Below are 19,641 nucleotides of genomic sequence, written 5' to 3'. Positions count from 1 at the left end.
GCAGACTATGAAGCGCTACTGCCGTGGAACTGCTCGCCGGAGATGCCACGATAACTGCGACTTCCTATTCTCGGTAGGTGGGGTTCATGGATCGCTTACTCTCACACAGTGTGCTAGAGGCGTTGAAATAACGCCTCATCAAATACGGTATTACTGTCTTTCAGTAAGTATTTCTTTATAAAGGTCGGTGTATGCTTTGACCATGAGTTCGCCGGAAAATAGTCTGAGATAGCGCTGGTGCGCGTTTCGCCCCATGTTTTCGGCCTCTTCCGGGTCATCCCATAGGTATTTCATAGCATGGCGCAATGCGATAGGGTCTTCCGGGGGGACGACAAGGCCTGTTTCATTGGCAATGTTTATATAAGTCGTTCCGGTGCCTATTTCGCAGGAAATCAAGGGTTTCCCGTACATGGCCCCCTCTACCAGCGTTATCCCAAACGCTTCCGAACGTAGATGGGAAGGAAACACAACGGCTGTCGCCAGCTGTGTTAAGGCTACTTTGTCCTCATCGTCCAGCCGTCCCAGAAAATACACATTGTTCAGGCCGAGCTCGTTCGCTTGGGCGAGCAATTCGTTTTTCTTTGGCCCATCCCCGACGATGACCAGGGGGTAATCGGTTCCTTTCAGGGCCTCGAGTAATACGTGAAGGCCTTTGTAATAGCGAAGCACACCTACGAAAAGGAAAAACCGCCCGCCAATTTTTTCGGCCCAGTGTGCTTTCACTTCCGGTGCCGGCACCGGGTAGCTAGGCTTGTCAACGCCGATGGGAATGATACGGATCTTGTCGCGAAAGGGCGGCAAGACCTCGCTGGATTCCAGGTAATTGGGTGAAGCAACGACGATGCGGTCTGCGCTGCGCAGAAACTTGTTCTGCAATGGGCGATACAGCTTCAGCAGTTGTTTCTGATTCACAATGTCCGAGTGGTATGAAACAATGCAGGGTTTGTCTGTGCGGCTGGCAAAGTGAATCACATCCATGAACGGCCATGGGAAGTGATAGTGGATCAGGTCTGCATCTTTCGAGAGGGCCTTAAACTTTGCATAGGCTTCCACCGAAAAACCAGTAGAGGCAATGTTGAACGTTTCCTTGACCCGGTGCACACGATATCCATTCATCTCGACGACGGCAGGGTGTGGGTTTCGAGAAAGTGCCAAAACTTCACAAGTTGTCCCAAAGTTCGACGAGTGCTGGCAAATTTGATGAATTACCTGCTCGATTCCGCCCACGGTATCTGGCTGCGCGGTCTTGAAAAAGTGCAAAATTCGCATAGTGGGTTCCGGCTACGGGAAGATGGATTTGAACCAGACGGAATAGGGCTGATACAGCCACCATTTCAAAGGCACGCTGCCGTGATATTTGCGTACTACCGCCATGGCCTCGGCATAGTGGCGCCTGCGCAAGGTCTTGGTCTTGGTTTCTTCATGCTCGCGGTTGGCTGCGACGTAGGCATCGATATGTTTGAGCGGGCCTGCCGACTTGAACAAGCGCCACCAGAGATCGTAGTCCATCGCCATATGCAGGGTGCCGTCCACACCTTCGATCGCCTCCCATGCCGACCTGCGTATCAATGTGGCGGGCTGTGAAATGATGCAGCGCAGCGAAAGGCGCCGCTCACTGAAGGGCTCTACCCATACAGCGTGTCGCTTGCCGGTCTTCTCGATGACATTCCAGCACTTTCCGTAGACCGCCGGTGCTTCACTGGCTGCGTCAAGCGCGTCGACCAGGTGCTGCAATCCGCCAGGCATGAACCAGTCGTCACTGTTCAGCCAGCACACATAAGGTGCCTGCCCTTGCAGAATACCTTCATTGATGGCTGCTGCTTGCCCTGCGTCCTTGTGACTGCGCCACCCTGCGAGCCGCGGCGCCCACTTCTGAATGACCTCCAGGGAGTTGTCGGTCGAACCACCGTCGAGTACGAACACTTCCACGGGAAGGTTCTGTTCGAAGATGGATTTCAATGCGTCATCAAGAAAGCGTCCCTGGTTGTAGGAAGGTACGGCAATGGTGACCAAAGGAGCGGGCATTTAGCGGTGATTCCTACGGCTGAGAAAGTCCTTGTAAGTCAGGGCTATGCCTTCTCGCAATTGCGTTTTAGCAGACCAACCGAGGCTTTTCAGGCGTTCGATGTTAAGGAGTTTGCGGGGCGTGCCGTCGGGTTGGTTACGGTCGTAGACGATTTTTCCGTCGTATCCAACAACTTCCATGACCAACTCTGCCAGCTCGCTGATCGGAAGGTCATCGCCCATGCCGACGTTGTACAGTCCACTGGAAACGTCGGAATTCATCAAGTGCAGGCAAGCATCGGCCATGTCCTCGACGAACAGAAATTCCCGACGGGGCTTACCTGAGCCCCAAACGATCAGTTCTGAGGCGCCCTTGGCCTTGGCCTCGTGGGCCTTGCAGATTAGCGCCGGCAGAACGTGGCAGTTCTCCAGGTCATAGTTGTCGTTTGGGCCATAGAGATTGGAGGGCATGACCGAGATGAAACGTGCCCCATACTGGCGGTGGTAGTTCTCGCACAGTTTTACGCCCATGATCTTGGCTAGGGCGTACGGCTCGTTCGTTTGTTCCAGCGGGCCGGTCAGCAGGTAGTCCTCATGGATGGGCTGCGGGCAATCGCGTGGGTAGATGCAGCTGGAGCCGAGAAACAGGAGGCGTTGTACGCCATGCTTCCAGGCGCTGTGAATCACGTTCGCCTCGATCATGAGGTTCTGGTAGATGAAGTCCGCCCTGAAGTTGCTGTTGGCCTTGATGCCTCCGACTTTGCCGGCTGCCAAAAAGACGATCTCAGGTTGCGCTGAAGCAAAAAAAGCATCCACCGCTGCTTGCTGGGTCAGGTCGAGCTCTGCATGGGTACGAGTGACGACATTGTCGTAACCGGCAGCTGTCAGCCGCCGCAGGAGCGCAGAGCCTGCCATGCCAGCATGGCCTGCGATGTAGATTTTAGCGCGTTTATCCACCTGGCATTCTCGTGGTAATTGTAAACGGGGTCGCCATGATTTTTACCAATTCTTCATGGTTCGCAGCGATAGGGATACTGACCATTACGGTGGTGGTCGATCCCACATGGCTGATTTTAGTTGTCCAACCCGCTTTCTGCTTTGCGGGCGGTCTCAGAACTACTTGTACGCCGGGTGGGCAGACGCAACCTGTTGGCGTTGCTTCCTTGCTGGTCGCGTATGCCATATGCGCTGGCAACGCGTGTGTCCACGATGGTGCAAATGTGTTTTCAGTGACAAATGACCAGCAGGGTCCGTAGTAGCTGTACCTGCGTGCAACACGGCGTGGTCCCGGTGCTCCAGATGCAGTCTGGCCACGATGCAGTGCACTGCGCCGTTGGCGGAGCAGTGGGGTGCGAGGAAAGTAGCGGTGGCAAGGTTTGACCATCGATGGCGGCAGTAGGTAAGCACTGTATTCCGTCGCGTTGCGTATGGGTGCAACTTTCCTGGCCCACTTCATTGTGTATGTAGGTTCACAACCCGTTTGCTGGAGTGGTGGAGGGTTCTTCGGCCCCTTCGCACTTCCCGGCGGCTTAATCACGAAATGACCATCTTGCATCAGTAAAACCTGTATCTCAACGCGAACAATCTAGCGTGTCGGCCGATTGTTCGCACGAAGCGCGAAGTGGGAATAATCGTTACAAGGAGGATGAGCAACTCACGCTGGAGAACCAGGCGTTACCATCCTGCACCATTTCAAACTGTACTGTATTACTACCCTGCGCTCTGAATTTTGCGCCTGGGCTGAAGTCATCGGGATTGAATACAAAGCGCCTTGTCTCTCCCGGCTTGACGGTGACGACGGGGGCGATGCGGTAGCCTGCGTCCCACAGTAGCATGGCATCGTCTGGCCCTTTGATGTGGACACCCAATGCAATCGGGAACGGGCCCTGACCGAAGGTAACGCTATAGGAGTTGTTATTGGTGAAGTCCAGGGCGATACGCTTCTGCTCATCGGGCACATTGCAATGCAGGGTAGCCTTGAAGTCTGCAATCGGCGTGATGGCAAAGTCACCACTACCCTTACGCAGCAAGGTCAAGTCCTGGAAGATTTCCGGATGCTGCTGGCGCTCGATGCGCAGCGGATAGACAGGGGAGGACGTTGCCAGCAGGACGCGAAGTTGCTCGCTATTGACCAATTCAGGGTAGCGGGTCTCTTCCTTGGCTGGCGGCTCGTGCAACGTGAGGCTGTCCAGGCTTTTGTAGTCCGGTGCATAGGTGATCGCCATGTTGCTCGGAGGCAGCAGTGCATACGCGAGTTGTTGAGTCGGTTCTTCTGTCAGGCTGATCTGTTGAACGAGCAACGCCTGCTTGAGCGCAGCATATTCCTCATCCTTGATAACGGTTCTGTCCACAACGAATGCTTTGAAACCAAGGGCGCGGATTTCGCTGAGCAGTTCGTCTACTGGGAGTTTCGAGATGCGCTGGTTCCAGTCATCTGCCGGGCTGTTTTTAGGGCCGCCATTGCTCCAGTGGAGGGTCTTGGAGAACAGGTACAGGCGAATGTGGGCAAAAGAGCCCCAACCATAGTACTTGTTGTCAGACAGGTATTGAGAATAGGGGTACTGATAGACCATCGAGCCGGGGGCAACCTTTGACTCAAGCTCTTGAACAAAAGCGGTCTCGGCGGCGACTCTTGGGCGAATGTCGGGATTACGTCCTGCCACGTTGGCGGGGATCTGGTCATAGAGGCCAAACGCCGTAACTGCTACCAGCATGCTGGCCACGAGCTTCGGATAGCCAGTGCGCGCCAGTGCTCGGCTCGCCAGCAAGGCACCTAGGAGCAGCAGAGCCAGCATCATGAAGATGGGGTAGCGGTCATACGCGCGGATGGTCGGGAACACCAAGGCCACCAAACTGCCGATACCACCGGAAATACTGCACAGGAATACAAAGAACGTAACGGCAAGCAGACTGTCGCTGAGGCTGAGGTTACTGTGGTCACCTTCGTCACGGTGCTCGGTGAACAGGGCGCGTTTCAATTGAGGAATGATCAGCGCTGCAAATGCGATCAGCAGCAGAAGCGAGCCAATGATACCCAGTGGCACCACGGTGAATGTAGGAAAGCGGCGGGCGCTATTGGTGGTTTCGAGTACCTTGCCGCCCATGGCCCCCCAATGCGCGATGTGGTGGTTGGGCGTAGGGGTCAACAGAAGCTTCAGGCTGCTGCTGTAGACTTCCGCTTCAAAGGGTTGCTTGTTCAGCGCAGGGTCCGGGATGTTGTTCGGATAGAACTCGTCATGGTGCGCTTTCTTGTACTGATACAACGGAGCCTGTATCGCAAGGGAGGTAAAGATCAGGGTGAATCCGTAGAGGATTACCGGCATGAGCAGTCGTGGCCGTCTCCAGCCCCCGACAGCAAGACGAATAACGCCCGCGCAACCGAACAGAAGCAAGGAGAAAAATGCGTAGTAGCCGTCGGCGAGGGCCACGAGCACGATGAAGACGAGTCCGAGAAGGAACGACTTGTTTTTCAACAGTGTCGCCAGGGCAGTACCCAAGGTCGGAGCCTTCAGTAGGCTGTCAAACTTGCCTTGCATGACCCAGACGATCGATACCATGACCAACGGTATCGTGAAATAGTTGGACAGGAACGAATAGATCACGAAGTTGAAGCGATACGTGCAGAAGGCGTAGAGCAAGGCCGCACATATTGCAGGCAGTCGCGCGATTGAAAGCAGGCGGCAGGCCAGGTAGGTGGTCAGGCCAATCAGCGGGAAGTTCAGTATGTAATAGGTTTGCTGCAAGGTGATGGCGCTGTCAAAGAAAGGGCTCATTGCCAGCATGATGATCGAATGCAAGGCGCTGGTCTGGGCAGCGGAGTGGTAATGCCAATGTGCGACCTCAGGGGCGCCAAGATAGGGGTTGGAGAGAATCCAGCCCGTTTCCTTGAGTACCTTGGTCAGGCTGAACTGCCAGATATCATCGAGGTGATCATAGATAAAAGGGGAGCTAAGGCCTGATTGGTGGAGGCCCATCGCTACATAGGCGATGACAAGGGAGCTGAAAGTAATGAACCCAAGCGTAGCAATTGTTTTTTGAAGAGGGTTTAGCGTCATGCCGGATTGCGCCTTACTCAATGTGTGCCGTTCGTGGGGGCTGCTGTGCCTATGCTGCTGATGGCGAACGTGGGCGTCGAAACTGGAAGATAGCTGTAGGCCAGCCACGCCGTTGTGCGACGCATATAGTGTGGGTCATACGATCTGCCAGCTTTCGTCAGGCTCCAACCAGAATGTCTCGTCAATTGCCGAGAAAACGGGGTGCTCATCGAATGCCTGTGCGGGGGGCATGGGCGTCAGCCGGCCGTTGGCGACATCGTTGCGTACGAAAAATGCGTTGAAGCAGCAGTTGCCAACCGCACACAGCGTGTAGCCGCGGAGCTGCAGCATTTTGACCCAGGCGGACAGACTGACAGAGCCCGACTGGGGCCATCTGCTGCTGAACTGCGTCCTGTCTCGTTGAACAACGCTGTAGCGCTCACGGAACCGCTTTTCGAACTCCACCACGATGACCCGAGGCCTGATGGCCTGGAGTCGCTCCATCACGGCATAGTCCCCGCCGTCGATATCGATGATGAACAGGTCTGGCTCAGGTTGCGGATTTGCGCCCAGTAGCAGCTCATTGATGTTGTCGGGGGTGACAGCCTGCTCAATGATCAGTGGCGAGTAATAATGAGACTCGCTTTCTTGGGTCCAGTGATAGTGGCGCGTCGACGAGGTCCGCGCAAAGAAGTAGCGCATGCGGGCACACTCGACGGTGTCCATTTCGACAATCGTGCCGTGCCAGCCATGGTTGACGATGAGGTTGGTCGAAAGGTTCTCCGGGATGCCGATGGCCGAGTCGCTGCAGTTGCTGCCAATTTCGATCACATAGCGATTGGTCCAACCGACATGATTGAACAGGCGCAACAGGATGCCGTCTTCGTCATTTTGGGAGAACGCACGAAATCCGCTGTCAACCAGATCCTGCTGGCTCAGTATGGCCGGTGTGTTCTGGCGCCAGGCATGCATCAACAGTTTCTGCTGGGTGGCGTCAGCGTTGGCAATGAAGTTGCGTTGCAGCAGGGGGCTTAAGCTGGTGACCTCTTTGGGCGACAGCTCTTTATCCAGCATGATTTTTTCAAAATGCAATTGCCGCTCAGTCAAGCCTTTGAGTTCTTCCAGGACACGTTCCAGCTGGCTGTTCATTGTATCTAGATCAGGCATGTTGTCTGGACTCCAATACGTCTACTGTTACCACTGGATGCATGTTGAAAATCCCGCCGTAGAAGTCCGCCACTGATGATTCGGTCACCTGGAGCTGTTCCACGTCATGCATCAGCAGGCTGTATTCCTCGAATTCGCTCCTGGCGAAGCCTTTGTTGGCCACACCTACTGAGAACGAGTACTGGCCAGCCTTCAGATTCATGTTGAGGTTGAATCGCACCAGTATCTGATCCCCTTGCAGGCGTGGGTTGTCAGGCATTTGCATGGCAAAGGTGCTGGTCTCGAATACCGAACGCCCCATTCGATCGCGAATAATCAAGCCAAACGCCGGGCGCTCGAAATCCTTGTTCAGTTTCACTACATAGCGAATGGTCAGCGAAGTTTCACTTTCAAGATGAGTGACGGGCCGGTTGGCCGTATCGAGCATCAGGAAGTCGACCAGTTCGGCATCGCCATTGGTGGTGATGGTCGTTGCCTTCGTCCATGCCTTGGGCTGCTCGATGGCTTCGAAGCGCTCGGCAGCAGTTGCAATGCTTTGGTCGATGGAAATTTCACTGCTGCTCATGTCGGTCTTCTTGGCCACCAGTCCCTGGTAGAGATCGATCACGTCTCGGGGGGCGCCGAAACTGATTGCGTTCCCATGACTGAGTAACAGAGCTTTGTTGCAAATGTGCTTGACGGTGCTGGCATCGTGGGACACGAACAGCAAGGTGCCACCACGCTCACGAAAACTTTCCAGACGTTGGAAGCATTTTTGCTGAAAGTAAGCGTCGCCCACGGCGAGTGCTTCATCGACGATCAGGATGTCTGGCTCGAACGCGGTGGAGACGGCGAAGGCCACGCGCATCTGCATGCCACTCGAATAGGTAGAGAGTGCCCGGTCGAAATGCTCGCCGATATCGGCAAAGGCTTCGATGTCGGGAATCCTTGCTTCCACTTCGCGACGGCTGAAACCCAGCAGTGCGCCGTTCATGTAGACATTTTCACGTCCGCTGAAATCAGGGTTGAACCCCGATCCCAGCTCCAACAGCGCGGCGACCCGGCCATTGACACTGACTTTTCCAGTCGTCGGGGTCAGGGTGCCGGTAATGATCTGCAAAAGTGTGCTTTTGCCGCTGCCATTGAGCCCGACAATGGCGCACGAGTCGCCTTTGCGGATATCAAGAAACACCTCGCGCAGCGCCCAGAACTCCCTGAAGTAGTCGCGCTCCGGCCGGCCGAACAAGCGCCTCAGGCGCGGGTAGATGAATTGCTTCAACTGGTCGCGAGGGTGCTCGAAAATTTCGAACCGCTTGGAAACGCCTTCCACGCGAATCGCGAATTCGCTAGAGGACATTTGCAAATCCTTTTCTGGTCTTCTGGAACCAACCGTAGCCTGCCCATGCGAGGCTGGCGGCAACGGCAGTGTAAATGCTCAGCCCCATGAAATCGGGGGGCTGGCCAGCTATCAGCACCGCTCGGGTCTGCTCGATGATGAACGTCAGCGGGTTGAGCATCAGCCAGGGTTGGATTTCCACGGGTAGCGCGGAAATAGGATAGAACACGGGCGAGCCGAATAGCAGCAACGTCATGAGCAGCCCGATGGGGTGGGCGACGTCTCGCAGGAATACGCCAAGAGAGGCGAGTATCCATGCCAACCCCAGGCACAGCACGATCAGAGGTGCGAGGACCAGCGGCAGGAACGCCACGGTCCAGGGAATGGCGCCATGGACCAATAGCTGCGCCAGCAACAGCACAGCTATGCTTACGAGCGCGTGAAAAAAGGCCGTCCCCATGGCAATGATCGGCAGGATCTCCAGAGGGAAGACCACTTTCTTGACGTAGCTGACGTTATGGAGAATCAACGTTGGCGCTCGAGTCAGCGTTTCGGCGAACAGGCTGTGAACGATCATTCCCGTGAAAAGCAGTATCGCGAACTCGCTTTTGCTGCCTGGTTCGCCAGTCCCCCAGCGAGCCTTGAAGACCACCGAGAACACCAGGGTGTAGATGACCAGCAGCAGGATTGGGTTGGCGAAAGACCACAGTATCCCCATGATCGAACCTTTGTAGCGACCGATCACGTCCCGTTTGGTCATTTGCTGTATCAGGTGTCTGTTCGACCAGACACTCCTGCACAGCGACAGCGGCGAGACGGGGGCAGGCGCGTGTGGATTCATGAGCTCAGTTTCCGCTGCAACACTTCCAAACGCGCTTTCAAGCCATGAGTCCGTATGGCTTGAATCTGGGCCTTGACCCAGGCTTTGTTGAGAAACTTCTTGTAAAGCGCTGGTTGGGACATCTGCTGGATGACTACAGGGGCCGGATTGTCAGGCAGGTAGAAGCCTGCCGACACCTTCAGTACGCCCGGGTTGTAATCCTTGATCAGCTCGGTTTCTGCGGCCTCGTCCCAGGTGCGTTCCGGGAAGCTGCGTCGCGTATCGAGGGTTACCGTGGCCGGAAGCAGGTGCTTGATCTTGCCGGAGATCATGGCAGCCAGTGGACGCCCGTCCAGATAGGGCAGGGCAATCACCAAGTCTCTGGGCAGGGCGCTGGTTCTGAAGATGAAACGCCCGTAACCTGGAGGCGCGGCGGCGTCGACATGACCAAAGTCCAGCAGCTCATGGACAGTGTGAACGGGAGAGTGCCCATCATCCATGATTGCTGCCGTAGCCGCGCACGCGAGTTCAGAGTCGCTTTGCAGTGCGCCGACCAGGGTTGTCAGATGGTTGGATAGCAGCTTCTCATTGGGGGCGACGAAGATGATCGCATCGGCATCCGCGGAATCGTCAATCAGTTCCTGGAAGATTTGCCCCAGACGACGCTTGGCCTTGATGTCAGGGTGGATGCCGTAGTTGTGGCCTTCCACTTCTTTCACCCGAATCGGCACAGGAGACGTGTCGAGAATGGCCGATATTTCGGGCTTGAAGCTGTCCGCTACACGCTTGTCGATGACCAGTTTAGGCGTGAAGTTGCCGTAGTCCTGCCTGCGCACGCTCTCGACATGAGCTTTGAGCGCCTGGGTGGAGTAATCGAGCATCAGCAGGTTGAGGCTTACGTGGGTCTGTTCGCCTGCGTCTCCCAGGTGATGGGCAACCAACTGCTGCTTACGTGCATTCAGGCCGCTGTAGAGCGTCTTCAAGCTACCGATGAGCGAATAATGCTCCCTGAACAGCGCCTGTGCTTTTTCTATCTTCGCCAGTGCTTCGTCAGGGTTTTCTTTGATCCAGCTAAGGTGTGCGGTGATGTCGCTGTAGATCTGCTCCATTGGCGACCGGCTGTCGATATAGAGCAGGGAATCACCAAAGAATCGCCGCGCGAACGGGTTTTCATCGCAGATGACCAAGGTGCCGGCTGCCACTGTTTCAAACAGGCGATTGGACATCATTTCAGAGTCGCGGTGAGCCTGTGAAGAGAGCACCAAGGCTGCACCCGCCTTGGCGATTTCGTTGATCATGGAGAAACCATCGAATGGAATCTCCCGTACATAGCTCTGGTAGTCCTCCCAGACCTTTACGCCCTGGAATACCGTTGGTCCGTAGATCTTCAGCAGGCCCGTCGGATCCAGCCGCTTGAGCACTTCCTGCTGGCGTGACTTGCGGCTACTGACAATGGCCTCCCAGTTGATGCCCGCATAGAAAAGTTTGCCATCACCCAGAGACGGGCCGTGGACAATTTCTGGTGTGGAATGGTACAGGTTGAAGTGTGCGGGCAGGTGCGTGGTGGAGGTCCGGACCATTCTGGCGACGTGATCGTCAGCCGCATCGGAGCTGCAGCTGAGGAAGTCGTCGTGAGTGGTCAGGTTGCGCGAACACCGCTGATAGCCCCACTCATGATAGAACTTGAGTGGGTTCCACAGTGCGACAAACGAGAACGCGTCATAGCGTTTTGGGGTGTCGTAGTGAAGGTGGATGACAAAGTCCACGTTGCTTTTGGATGCCTTGATGTCCGGCGCATCGATATAGCCTCCATCGGCATGAACCTCGATGCACTCGATGCCTATCGCCCGGGCCGCCAGCTTGAGACGGGCGATGCATTCGTCTTCGGCGGTCTTGATACCCGGCCAGAGTTTAACTACGCCGAAACGGCCAAGTAAGCCTTCAGGCAGAGGAAAAACATTACTCATTGCACAAACATCCAATTTTGCAGCGGGGAGGGGAATGGAATCGACGCAGTCCATCAGCGGTCGATGCGAGCACCTGGCGTGGGCGAGGCCAGCAATGTGAGGAAGTCCGCATAGGCACTTTTCAGGCCTGTTTTTTCGTCAATCTTCGGTTGCCATCCAAGTTCACGGACCTTGCTGCTGTCAAGCAGCTTGCGCATGGTCCCGTTCGGCTTTTGTGTGTCATAGACGATTTTGCCCCGGTAACCGACCACATCCGCGATCATGGCGGCCAGGTCGGCGATTGCGATATCGCGGTTGCATCCGATGTTGTAGAGATCGTAAGTAGTCGGTGCACGCATCACGCACTTCATGGCGTCGGCAAGATCATCGACGTGTAGCAATTCACGCCGTGGCGTGCCATCACCCCATACGACGAATTCATCTTTCTCGAGCAGTTTGGCTTCATGGGTACGGCGCAGAATACCTGCTACCACGTGGCTGTGCTGGGAGTGGTAGTTGTCACCAGGGCCGTACAGGTTCGGGGGGATGATCGAGACAAAATCGCAACCATACTGCTTACGGTAGGCGCGGCACATTTCGATGCCGGCGATCTTGCTCACGGCATAAGCGCGGATGCTTTCGTCCAACGGGCCGGTGAGCAGTGCATCTTCAGTAATCGGCTGCTGGGCGTTTTTGGGGTACGTGCAGTTGGTAGCGACAAATAACAGCTTCTGGGTGCCGAATTTATGCGCGCCCGAGATGACGTTCGTCTGGATCATCAGGTTGTCGTAGATGAACGATGCCGGCAGTGTCGAGTTGGCGTGGATGCCGCCCACCTTGGCGCCTACGTGGAAGATGTAGTCCGGGCGGTTTGCATCCATCCATGCGTACACGGCTGCTTGATCGGTGAGGTCAAGGTCATCCCGCGACGTCAGCAGAAGTTGGGCATTCTCGCGTTCGAAGTTACGAACCACCGCAGAGCCCAGCATGCCTTTGTGGCCGGTGATCCAGACCTTTTTCCCGGTGAAATCGTGGGTGGAGCCCTGTGCAGCTGCCGAGAGGTTTGTTGCAGACATTTGATCATCCTAATTTTTCAGAAAGCTTCGCAAATTTCCCTTCGCCCAATTCCTGCATCCCTACAGCGCGACTTCTATTGAGATCTGCACACGACCAACGTTCACGTGTCAATGTACCTGCGGTAGAACCTGCAAGGCCCCGCTTCCCGTGGCGGAGTGGATGTGGCTGGCCTGCCCGGGCGTTGTTCACGCAATGAGCATAGGCCGAAGGTGGATTCTATGAGTCGCCAAATACCAATGTGTAAAATTACTGTCTCAATCGCGGTTCGTCCACCCTGGGACTTCACATCATGTCCGATTCTTGCCGGCTTGAGGGTGTGTCTGGAGAATGCGGCAGGGGGGGGCGGTGATATCACGGTAATGCCATTTTCCGGCTGTCCCAGCGCCTTGACCAGGCTGCAGGATACGGTGCTTTTTACAAGGCGTCAGGGCTTTTCCGCGATCGGGCGTGCCGAGAAGACGAACCGTTTGTTGAGCAGGTAGAACACTACGGTGTAGCTTGCCATGGCCACCACTTGCGCAATTTCCGCTCGTATGCTCAGGCCGCGATGCAGGGCTATCAGAATGATCTGGTTAATAATGAAAGACAGGAGGAAGGCAACAATAAATCGCAGGATCATCCGCTGATGAAAAGTCGCATTGTTGAATACAAATACCTTGTTCAAGATGAAAGCAACAACCAGGGCAACCGCATAGCCGAATGCGTTCGCCCACTCTGCGGACACCTGCAGTTGCGTGAAAAGAATCCAGAACACACTGTAACCTACAGCGGTATTGATGACGCCGCTGATGCCATATTTCAGTAACTCAATCATCTAGTGATTTTCCAGTTGCGCGGATAATGCAGACAGGCATGCGCGGTGGGTCGGGGCGTCAAAGCGTTGGTTCAATGAGGCCCAATAGGTCATGGTGTGGGTGAGCTGCTCGGTGTTGCGTGGCCCAATGATTGCGCCACAGAGTGCTGGATTGGCGTATGTAAAGGCCAATGCCAGTTCGTTCATTGTGGCGGGGCGGGGATCAAGCCCATGATCGGCTTCAAGGAAGGCGCTGAGTGTGTTGATGAGCGCCGAGGGGTGAACGATATTTCTCAGTTCCGCGCTGCCGGTCTCGGTGGCGGGAGTGTTCTTGATGCCGCCGAGGTTTATCCCGTAGGCCAGGTACCGCGCATCAGGAAAAGCAGCGGTGTAGGTTGCGCGAGCGGCACGGGTGACGACATTTTCCTTGACTTGAATAAGCCAGTTTGCAGCCATGGCCGGGCAGCAGTCTCGATAAAGTTGCGGATGCTTGATGCCCGAGAGACCCAGCTCCAGCCCTTGATGTTGCAGGGCCAGCATGGCAGTCAACGTCTGCTCGATGGCCTTGACGTCTTGTGCGTCGCCGCCACGGTTGTCCCAATGTACCGACAGGCAATAGAGGGCGTTGCCAAGGCGTTCCCTGAGCTCAGATCCGGTTGCACTGATGTTGGCGGGGGACAGGTCGCAGTTGGGTGTACCTGTATTGTCGACAGCTCCGATCTTGGCGATGACCGACAGTTCGCTGTGGCCATTGACGTTGAGCCAGTGCTCGATCCAGCGTATCGCAAGTCCGAAATTCGAGGGGCATTTGTTGATGGGGTAGTTGGTGGCGGTGTCGATGAGCCGCCCACCTTGTTCGACAAATGCATCCAACAGGCGGTAGGCCTCCTGTTCCTCCAGGCCCCAGCCCCACAATGCCGTGCCGAGCACCAGGGTTTTGCGAGCACGATCAACTTTGGTCATGCGTTGGAGCCTCCCTTGGCAGTGCGCAGCCGCTCGCGAAGCGCAAGCATGGCTTTCAAGTATTCCAAGGAAAGCTTGACGACCTTGACTTTGGAGTTGGGGTCATCTGTCCAGGTTACCGGTAGATCGAGGACCCGATAATCCAAGTGTTCGCCTGTGACCAGAATTTCGGTTGCGAAGAACCACCCGTCGCTTTTCGCTCCGTCGGCCATCAACGCGGGCAGCAGTCCTCGCTTGAGGAACTTGAAGCCGCACATGCCATCGCTAAACGAAGTGCGGAAGACCCATTTGACGATACGGTTGAACCACGCACTAGTGAAGTTTCGCAGCGGCGTGCGGCCGATGACCTTGGCGCCTTTGGCTAGCCTTGAACCCGTGACGATGTCTGCGTGATCAGCCACCAGGGCGCTCAGTGCCGGGCGCAGGTGGACAAGATCGGTGGCAAGATCGAGATCCATATAGCCAACGATATCGGCAGTCGAGGCACCCCATGAGGATTTCAGCGCCAGGCCGACGCCGCGTTTCTCCAGCCGCAGGTACTTGACCCCGGGCAATTCGCTCACCAGGGCGCGGCCAATATCTGGGGTTCTGTCGGTGGAGCCATTGTCAGCCAAAACTAATGTGATCTGGCCAAGGTCCTGAAGTTCGTCGCGTAGAAAAGTGTATGCAATGCCCACTTGTTGAGCGAGTGTGGCTTCTTCATTCAGAACGGGAATGGTTATTTCGATGGTCTTGTTCATGGGCGGCTCATGGGGTGAATTCAAATTCGCTGAAGGGTTCTGAGTCTAGCTTTTCCAGAGCGTCATAAATGTTATCGATCTTCCCGCCAAGGATGGAATAGCAACCCGGTAGCGTCACATGCCTCTCGAAAAGAATAGGACGGCCGTCGTCACCTTCGCTTTTGGTAAGAACCGTTTTGACCTCGAAGAGCGAGTCCGCATGCTCGGCGTTCAAGATGCAAGGCAAGTAGCGACCGACGTCCCTCAGCATGCGATCCACTCGGCTTTTCTGTTCGTAGTTCCCTAGCTTGTCGTAGGGGTTGATGTCGGGCTGGTCTTCCCAGTGCAGGTGAGGCGTATAGCGAACATGCGAGAGGGTGTGAAGGCCGCGCGCAGGGAATGGCATCATTGAGAAGAAGGGGCCGTCCATGACGGTGATACCAAGGCCTGCGAGCGGCGCTGGCATGCGCATCAGGGGCATTTCGGTGATTTCCTGTTTCAGGCGAGCCTGAACGCCCGGGAAGTCGCCTTTGAAGTGATTCAGCCCGCTATAGGTGCAATTGAATACGTAGCGGCAGGCTATCTGATTTCGAGTGCCGTCCTTGGCTTCGGTCACGACGCTCAGAAGGTTGTCAGGGGCCCTGGATATTTCTAGCGCTTTGGTTTCGTAGCGGACCTGAGTGCCGCCTTGCTCGAGTTCGTCTGCAGCCCAGGTTGCAAGCTTGGTGCTGTCGAACGCATATTCGTCGACCAGAAATACCTTTTCGACAAGGCGAGGCTCGAAGAGTCCTTGCAGTTCAGCCGTGGCAGGTTCGATGCGTGCACCGATGTCTCGGCAGAACCGCTCGAATTGCCGTGCGGTTACCTTTGAATTGCGCCTCGCAATGGCATAGAGCTTGGTGAAGTCCTGCCTCACGGCGTCTGGCCAGTCTTTCACGAAGCGTGGCAGATTGATCCGGCTTCGGTAGGCCGTGGTAAAACTGCGGGGATAATGATAGCCATTATGGACCCGCGCCTGATTGTGGTAGGAGGCGCGGGCAAGCAGCGCAGCTTCTTGTTCAATCAACAGAACGTGTCGCAGGCCACGTTGCTTGGCCAGATAGATTGCAATGGCCGCGCCATAAAAACCTCCGCCAATGATCACGGCCGTCTGTTTTTCGTGGGTGGGCGACATCAGGATGCTTGTACCTTGCTCTGAGGGCGTTCGGTCGCGATCTCTTCGATATTCAGTTTTTCGAGGCGGGTCATGCGCGCGCTCGTGAATTCCTGGCCAACATGATAGAGCGGCCCTTCGTTGGTCAGGCTGGCCATGTTCAAGATGTATTCACCCAGTACCAGCAAGACCAGGGATATGAGGAAGAACATGCCGGACTGTTGCAGTGAGACACTGACCCATCCGGGTGCGACATGGGGGTTGAACAGGCCTACCGCGAGGACATAAATGCTGTAGAGGGCATTGGCCGTTGCCCCGAACAAAGACAAGTAGGTAACCAGCCGCATGGGGGCCCGGGTGGTGGACACCAGCAGGCGCATGCCGCGATCTATGCTGTCGCCCAGGCGCTTTTTGGGAGTGGACCGTGGAGTTGCGCTGTATGAAAGGTAGGCGCGAGCAAACCCTCCAGTAGCGGGAAGGTGACGGTAGGTGAGCGTGGGTTGCGGGTGCTGCAAGATGAAGTTGATGATGCGCTTGCTGAGTATCCGGTACTGCGGCGCTTCTTTTGCCAGGTTGACGCCATTGAGCCTGTTGTAGATCCCTTGAAAGACGGCATTCGCACTTCGGTACGCGAGGCTGAGGGCAGGTTTGATCTTGTTGCTGGCGAAGACTACATCGGCGCCATTGACAGCCTGGTCGAGCATGGTGGGGATGAAGTTGATGTCATCCACTAGCGGGTCGATAACGGCAACGAAGTCCCCGAGAGCGTTCTCCAGTCCTACCCATGATGCCGTGTCGGTATTCACTTCCTTGGTCAGCGCATATACCTGCAGGTTTGCCAGCCCCTGTTCGCCTGTCAGTGTCTTGAGCGTACTGATGCTGTCGTCGTCCGAGGCGTTGTCGACGATGATCAGCTCATAATCACTGACCAGCCCCGAAATGACATTCGCGGCTTCGGAAAGCGTACTCCCGATGCTTTCTGACTGGTTTCGGACCACGAATACAACGGACAAGAAACAGGGGAAAAAATCCATTTATGCATGCTCTTTGAAGATTTTAAAGGCGGTGATGATGCGCGTTGAAGCGCTGCCGAAAACAATGGCGTGCCGAAAATTCACGGGTTTGACTAGGCGAAAGACCTGCCTGCGCCGGTCAAGTACAGGCTTCGAGGCCGACTGGACCAAAAAAGTCGCTTGAGGCCCATCGGCAGTCCCGGCGAAAGCAGCGCTACGATGTCTGCTGGCGGTCGGCGCAAAAGGAAAAGCTATCACAAGCCTGTCTGGTGCGGATAGTTGTATCGGTCCTGTGGCGTACTTTGCTGACAGGCAGGACATCGGCCAGTTGCGTGAAATATCTCTTGGTCGTTGCCACGTTCCAGAGCACTGCGATGTCAAAAGAGTGGCCTTTTACCGGGGCTGAGTCATGTGAGGAGCGGCGGCTTCACTAGGAAAATTCAACGAGATGACGAGTGCGCGGGCATGGATGTTCGCGAGGGCGCTTTGGATGGTAGAGTGACAGGCTGATTTTAAGCCAACCATGAGACGGAGCAGCCAGTTCCTCTCGTGTTTTCTCTTGAAGATGTGAAAATGGCCGTCTGGGTTCGGCTAGGCGCTTGGATTTCACGTTCAGCGGTGCTGACCGCCACTGCGCGGCCCCATTGCTTTTCGCCTTGGTTGATTGAAGGGAGTTATGATGAAAAAAGTTGCATTGATCACCGGTGTGACCGGTCAGGATGGATCCTATCTGGCAGAGCTGCTGCTGGACAAAGGCTATGAGGTCCACGGTATCAAGCGCCGGGCGTCGTCCTTCAACACTGATCGGATCGACCACCTGTATCAGGACCCACATGAGTCTGACCGTCGACTGGTTCTGCACTACGGCGACATGACAGATTCAACGGGTCTCATCCGCGTGATCCAGCAAGTCCAGCCAGACGAAATCTACAACCTCGCGGCGCAGTCTCACGTGGCAGTATCGTTCGAGGAGCCGGAATACACGGCCAACTCCGATGCGCTGGGTGCACTGCGTATTCTCGAGGCCATCCGTATTCTGGGGCTGGAAAAGAAAACCCGCTTCTACCAAGCCTCGACCTCCGAACTGTATGGCCTGGTGCAGGAAGTTCCGCAGAAGGAAACGACCCCGTTCTACCCTCGTTCGCCTTACGCCGTAGCCAAGATGTATGCCTACTGGATCACCGTCAACTACCGTGAGGCGTACGGTATCTATGCGTGCAACGGTATCCTTTTCAATCACGAAAGCCCAGTTCGTGGTGAAACGTTCGTCACTCGCAAGATCACCCGTGCGATCGCGCGTATCAAGTTGGGTCTGCAAGACTGCCTGTACCTGGGTAACTTGGATGCACTGCGTGACTGGGGTCATGCAAAAGACTACGTCGAAATGCAGTGGCTTATGCTCCAGCAGGAAAACCCCGAAGATTTCGTCATTGCCACCGGTGTTCAATACAGCGTTCGTGACTTCGTCAATGCGGCAGCCAAGGAAGCCGATATCACTGTTACCTGGAAAGGTGAGGGTGTGGACGAGAAGGGCTATGACGAAAACGGTAAATGCATTGTCGCCGTTGACCCGCGCTACTTCCGTCCTACCGAAGTGGAAACGCTGCTTGGCGATCCGACAAAGGCCAAGCAGAAGCTCGGCTGGGTCCCTAAAATCACTTTCCATGAACTGGTGAGTGAAATGATGCGGGAAGACCTGAAATCTGCCCAGCGCGATGAACTCGTCAAGAAGCACGGTTATGCGGCTTATGACTACCACGAGTGATCCTTGCTGGTGGGCTACCCAGGCCTGGTAACCGGGCCTGAATCCGCCTTGTAACTCCGGGTGGCTCATGCGCACTCATGCGCAGTGAGCCACTTCTTGCAAAATCTTCCCTCCGTCACCCTGTGAGTCACAGTCTGCCACCACTGCCGAATGCCTGACTGTTCAGGGGGAGCCTGCAGCGCGGGATGCTTGGCTGCGCTGATAGATCTTGCAAACTTTCTCCATTCGCCGACTCCTCCAGACGCGCTAGGTTGTAAGGGCAGTCACGGAAACGCTGCGTCCCTATCCAGCCACAGGAGTGTGCATCATGCGTAACATTGTTCTTTCCTACCTGCTGCTTCCGTTCATCGCAGGATTGTCCTTTGCCACCACTGCTGCCCCGGTCACGTTATCCAGCACCCCATCCCCAGTGGTCGCTACTGCCGAGTCAGGAGCCGATTCGCGGCCGTTGACTCTTAACCTCAACACCGCCGACGCTGCGGCCTTGCAAAAGGCGCTCAAAGGCATCGGTAAGGCCAAGGCCGATGCCATCGTGATGTATCGTGATGAGCATGGACCCTTTACGTCGGTGGATGAGTTGCTGGAGATCAAGGGCATCGGCAAGGCACTACTGGACCGTAACCGCGACAAACTGACTATCGAGTAAACGTGCGAGGCAGCCGGCCAGCCGCAAGGCGGTCGGCTGTGAGGGGAGGGACAACTCAGCGCTCTTGCGCATCCTTGGCATCCGCCTCGGCATTGCGCTCATGCACTTTCTTCAACTGCTCCTCCGTCAACGGCAACTTCTTCGCCGTATCCCGCAGCATCATCAACCCGCCGACAATCGACCCGAGAGCAACCAGCAGTATCAACCAGGCATACCAAGGCATCGA

Annotated in this window: 17 protein-coding genes; 2 read left to right on the top strand and 15 right to left on the bottom strand. The window is 55.7% G+C overall.

Annotated features, from left to right (window positions below):
• Positions 1 to 150: 150 nt before the first annotated feature.
• From AC25ND_RS13950 to AC25ND_RS13885, 14 genes are all read right to left on the bottom strand, one after another.
• On the bottom strand, positions 151 to 1,269 hold the full coding sequence (locus AC25ND_RS13950; protein ID WP_186597611.1) for a glycosyltransferase family 4 protein: 1,119 nt from the start codon (positions 1,267 to 1,269) through the stop codon (positions 151 to 153).
• Between the two features lie 12 nt (positions 1,270 to 1,281).
• Positions 1,282 to 2,025, bottom strand: a complete 744-nt coding sequence (locus AC25ND_RS13945) for a glycosyltransferase family 2 protein (RefSeq protein WP_186597609.1) — start codon at positions 2,023 to 2,025, stop codon at positions 1,282 to 1,284.
• Positions 2,026 to 2,961 carry a GDP-L-fucose synthase family protein gene (locus AC25ND_RS13940; protein WP_186597607.1) on the bottom strand — a complete coding sequence of 312 codons (936 nt, stop codon included), beginning with the start codon at positions 2,959 to 2,961 and terminating at the stop codon, positions 2,026 to 2,028.
• 677 nt (positions 2,962 to 3,638) lie between these two features.
• On the bottom strand, positions 3,639 to 6,080 hold the full coding sequence (locus tag AC25ND_RS13935) for a hypothetical protein (RefSeq protein ID WP_186597605.1): 2,442 nt from the start codon (positions 6,078 to 6,080) through the stop codon (positions 3,639 to 3,641).
• Positions 6,081 to 6,194: 114 nt separating this feature from the next.
• Positions 6,195 to 7,205 carry an FkbM family methyltransferase gene (locus tag AC25ND_RS13930; RefSeq protein WP_186597603.1) on the bottom strand — a complete coding sequence of 337 codons (1,011 nt, stop codon included), beginning with the start codon at positions 7,203 to 7,205 and terminating at the stop codon, positions 6,195 to 6,197.
• Positions 7,198 to 8,541 carry an ABC transporter ATP-binding protein gene (locus AC25ND_RS13925; RefSeq protein ID WP_186597600.1) on the bottom strand — a complete coding sequence of 448 codons (1,344 nt, stop codon included), beginning with the start codon at positions 8,539 to 8,541 and terminating at the stop codon, positions 7,198 to 7,200. Before AC25ND_RS13925 ends, AC25ND_RS13930 begins: the two co-directional genes overlap by 8 nt.
• Positions 8,531 to 9,361 (bottom strand): ABC transporter permease, encoded by an 831-nt coding sequence (locus AC25ND_RS13920; RefSeq protein WP_186597598.1) that lies wholly within the window; start codon positions 9,359 to 9,361, stop codon positions 8,531 to 8,533. The genes AC25ND_RS13925 and AC25ND_RS13920 overlap by 11 nt, the downstream gene beginning before the upstream one ends.
• Positions 9,358 to 11,361, bottom strand: a complete 2,004-nt coding sequence (locus tag AC25ND_RS13915; protein WP_238348169.1) for a glycosyltransferase — start codon at positions 11,359 to 11,361, stop codon at positions 9,358 to 9,360. Before AC25ND_RS13915 ends, AC25ND_RS13920 begins: the two co-directional genes overlap by 4 nt.
• Positions 11,361 to 12,362 carry a GDP-L-fucose synthase family protein gene (locus tag AC25ND_RS13910; protein WP_186597596.1) on the bottom strand — a complete coding sequence of 334 codons (1,002 nt, stop codon included), beginning with the start codon at positions 12,360 to 12,362 and terminating at the stop codon, positions 11,361 to 11,363. Before AC25ND_RS13910 ends, AC25ND_RS13915 begins: the two co-directional genes overlap by 1 nt.
• A 425-nt stretch (positions 12,363 to 12,787) precedes the next feature.
• Positions 12,788 to 13,177, bottom strand: coding sequence for a GtrA family protein (locus AC25ND_RS13905; RefSeq protein ID WP_186597594.1), 390 nt, complete (start codon positions 13,175 to 13,177; stop codon positions 12,788 to 12,790).
• Positions 13,178 to 14,119, bottom strand: coding sequence for an aldo/keto reductase (locus tag AC25ND_RS13900; RefSeq protein ID WP_186597592.1), 942 nt, complete (start codon positions 14,117 to 14,119; stop codon positions 13,178 to 13,180).
• Positions 14,116 to 14,859 (bottom strand): glycosyltransferase, encoded by a 744-nt coding sequence (locus AC25ND_RS13895; protein ID WP_186597590.1) that lies wholly within the window; start codon positions 14,857 to 14,859, stop codon positions 14,116 to 14,118. Before AC25ND_RS13895 ends, AC25ND_RS13900 begins: the two co-directional genes overlap by 4 nt.
• Before the next feature lie 7 nt (positions 14,860 to 14,866).
• Positions 14,867 to 16,012, bottom strand: coding sequence for an FAD-dependent oxidoreductase (locus tag AC25ND_RS13890; protein WP_186597588.1), 1,146 nt, complete (start codon positions 16,010 to 16,012; stop codon positions 14,867 to 14,869).
• Positions 16,012 to 17,025 (bottom strand): glycosyltransferase, encoded by a 1,014-nt coding sequence (locus tag AC25ND_RS13885; RefSeq protein ID WP_186597586.1) that lies wholly within the window; start codon positions 17,023 to 17,025, stop codon positions 16,012 to 16,014. The genes AC25ND_RS13890 and AC25ND_RS13885 overlap by 1 nt, the downstream gene beginning before the upstream one ends.
• A gap of 658 nt (positions 17,026 to 17,683) precedes the next feature.
• Between AC25ND_RS13885 and gmd the strand changes: the two genes are divergently transcribed.
• Both gmd and AC25ND_RS13875 read left to right on the top strand, forming a co-directional pair.
• Positions 17,684 to 18,769 carry a GDP-mannose 4,6-dehydratase gene (gene gmd / locus AC25ND_RS13880; protein WP_186597584.1) on the top strand — a complete coding sequence of 362 codons (1,086 nt, stop codon included), beginning with the start codon at positions 17,684 to 17,686 and terminating at the stop codon, positions 18,767 to 18,769.
• A 307-nt stretch (positions 18,770 to 19,076) separates the two neighbouring features.
• Positions 19,077 to 19,415, top strand: coding sequence for a ComEA family DNA-binding protein (locus AC25ND_RS13875; RefSeq protein WP_186597582.1), 339 nt, complete (start codon positions 19,077 to 19,079; stop codon positions 19,413 to 19,415).
• Positions 19,416 to 19,470: 55 nt separating this feature from the next.
• On the opposite strand, the gene AC25ND_RS13870 is transcribed toward AC25ND_RS13875, so the two are convergent.
• Entirely contained in the window at positions 19,471 to 19,638 is a 168-nt protein-coding gene (locus AC25ND_RS13870; RefSeq protein ID WP_096048406.1) for a DUF2897 family protein, read from the bottom strand.
• Between the last annotated feature and the right edge of the window lie 3 nt (positions 19,639 to 19,641).

The sequence above is a fragment of the Pseudomonas sp. P110(2024) genome (assembly GCF_057480795.1).
The sequence above is the reverse complement of the archived record's forward strand: the minus strand, read 5'-3'. Positions and strand labels throughout refer to the sequence as shown.

What these genes read in the sequence shown, in the direction of transcription:
- AC25ND_RS13950 (WP_186597611.1), bottom strand. Translation starts at nt 1,269, where the DNA reads ATGCGAATTTTGCACTTTTTCAAGACCGCGCAGCCAGATACCGTGGGC.
- AC25ND_RS13945 (WP_186597609.1), bottom strand. Translation starts at nt 2,025, where the DNA reads ATGCCCGCTCCTTTGGTCACCATTGCCGTACCTTCCTACAACCAGGGA.
- AC25ND_RS13930 (WP_186597603.1), bottom strand. Translation starts at nt 7,205, where the DNA reads ATGCCTGATCTAGATACAATGAACAGCCAGCTGGAACGTGTCCTGGAA.
- AC25ND_RS13925 (WP_186597600.1), bottom strand. Translation starts at nt 8,541, where the DNA reads ATGTCCTCTAGCGAATTCGCGATTCGCGTGGAAGGCGTTTCCAAGCGG.
- AC25ND_RS13920 (WP_186597598.1), bottom strand. Translation starts at nt 9,361, where the DNA reads ATGAATCCACACGCGCCTGCCCCCGTCTCGCCGCTGTCGCTGTGCAGG.
- AC25ND_RS13915 (WP_238348169.1), bottom strand. Translation starts at nt 11,361, where the DNA reads ATGGACTGCGTCGATTCCATTCCCCTCCCCGCTGCAAAATTGGATGTT.
- AC25ND_RS13910 (WP_186597596.1), bottom strand. Translation starts at nt 12,362, where the DNA reads ATGTCTGCAACAAACCTCTCGGCAGCTGCACAGGGCTCCACCCACGAT.
- AC25ND_RS13905 (WP_186597594.1), bottom strand. Translation starts at nt 13,177, where the DNA reads ATGATTGAGTTACTGAAATATGGCATCAGCGGCGTCATCAATACCGCT.
- AC25ND_RS13900 (WP_186597592.1), bottom strand. Translation starts at nt 14,119, where the DNA reads ATGACCAAAGTTGATCGTGCTCGCAAAACCCTGGTGCTCGGCACGGCA.
- AC25ND_RS13895 (WP_186597590.1), bottom strand. Translation starts at nt 14,859, where the DNA reads ATGAACAAGACCATCGAAATAACCATTCCCGTTCTGAATGAAGAAGCC.
- AC25ND_RS13890 (WP_186597588.1), bottom strand. Translation starts at nt 16,012, where the DNA reads ATGTCGCCCACCCACGAAAAACAGACGGCCGTGATCATTGGCGGAGGT.
- AC25ND_RS13885 (WP_186597586.1), bottom strand. Translation starts at nt 17,025, where the DNA reads ATGGATTTTTTCCCCTGTTTCTTGTCCGTTGTATTCGTGGTCCGAAAC.
- gmd (WP_186597584.1), top strand. Translation starts at nt 17,684, where the DNA reads ATGAAAAAAGTTGCATTGATCACCGGTGTGACCGGTCAGGATGGATCC.
- AC25ND_RS13875 (WP_186597582.1), top strand. Translation starts at nt 19,077, where the DNA reads ATGCGTAACATTGTTCTTTCCTACCTGCTGCTTCCGTTCATCGCAGGA.
- AC25ND_RS13870 (WP_096048406.1), bottom strand. Translation starts at nt 19,638, where the DNA reads ATGCCTTGGTATGCCTGGTTGATACTGCTGGTTGCTCTCGGGTCGATT.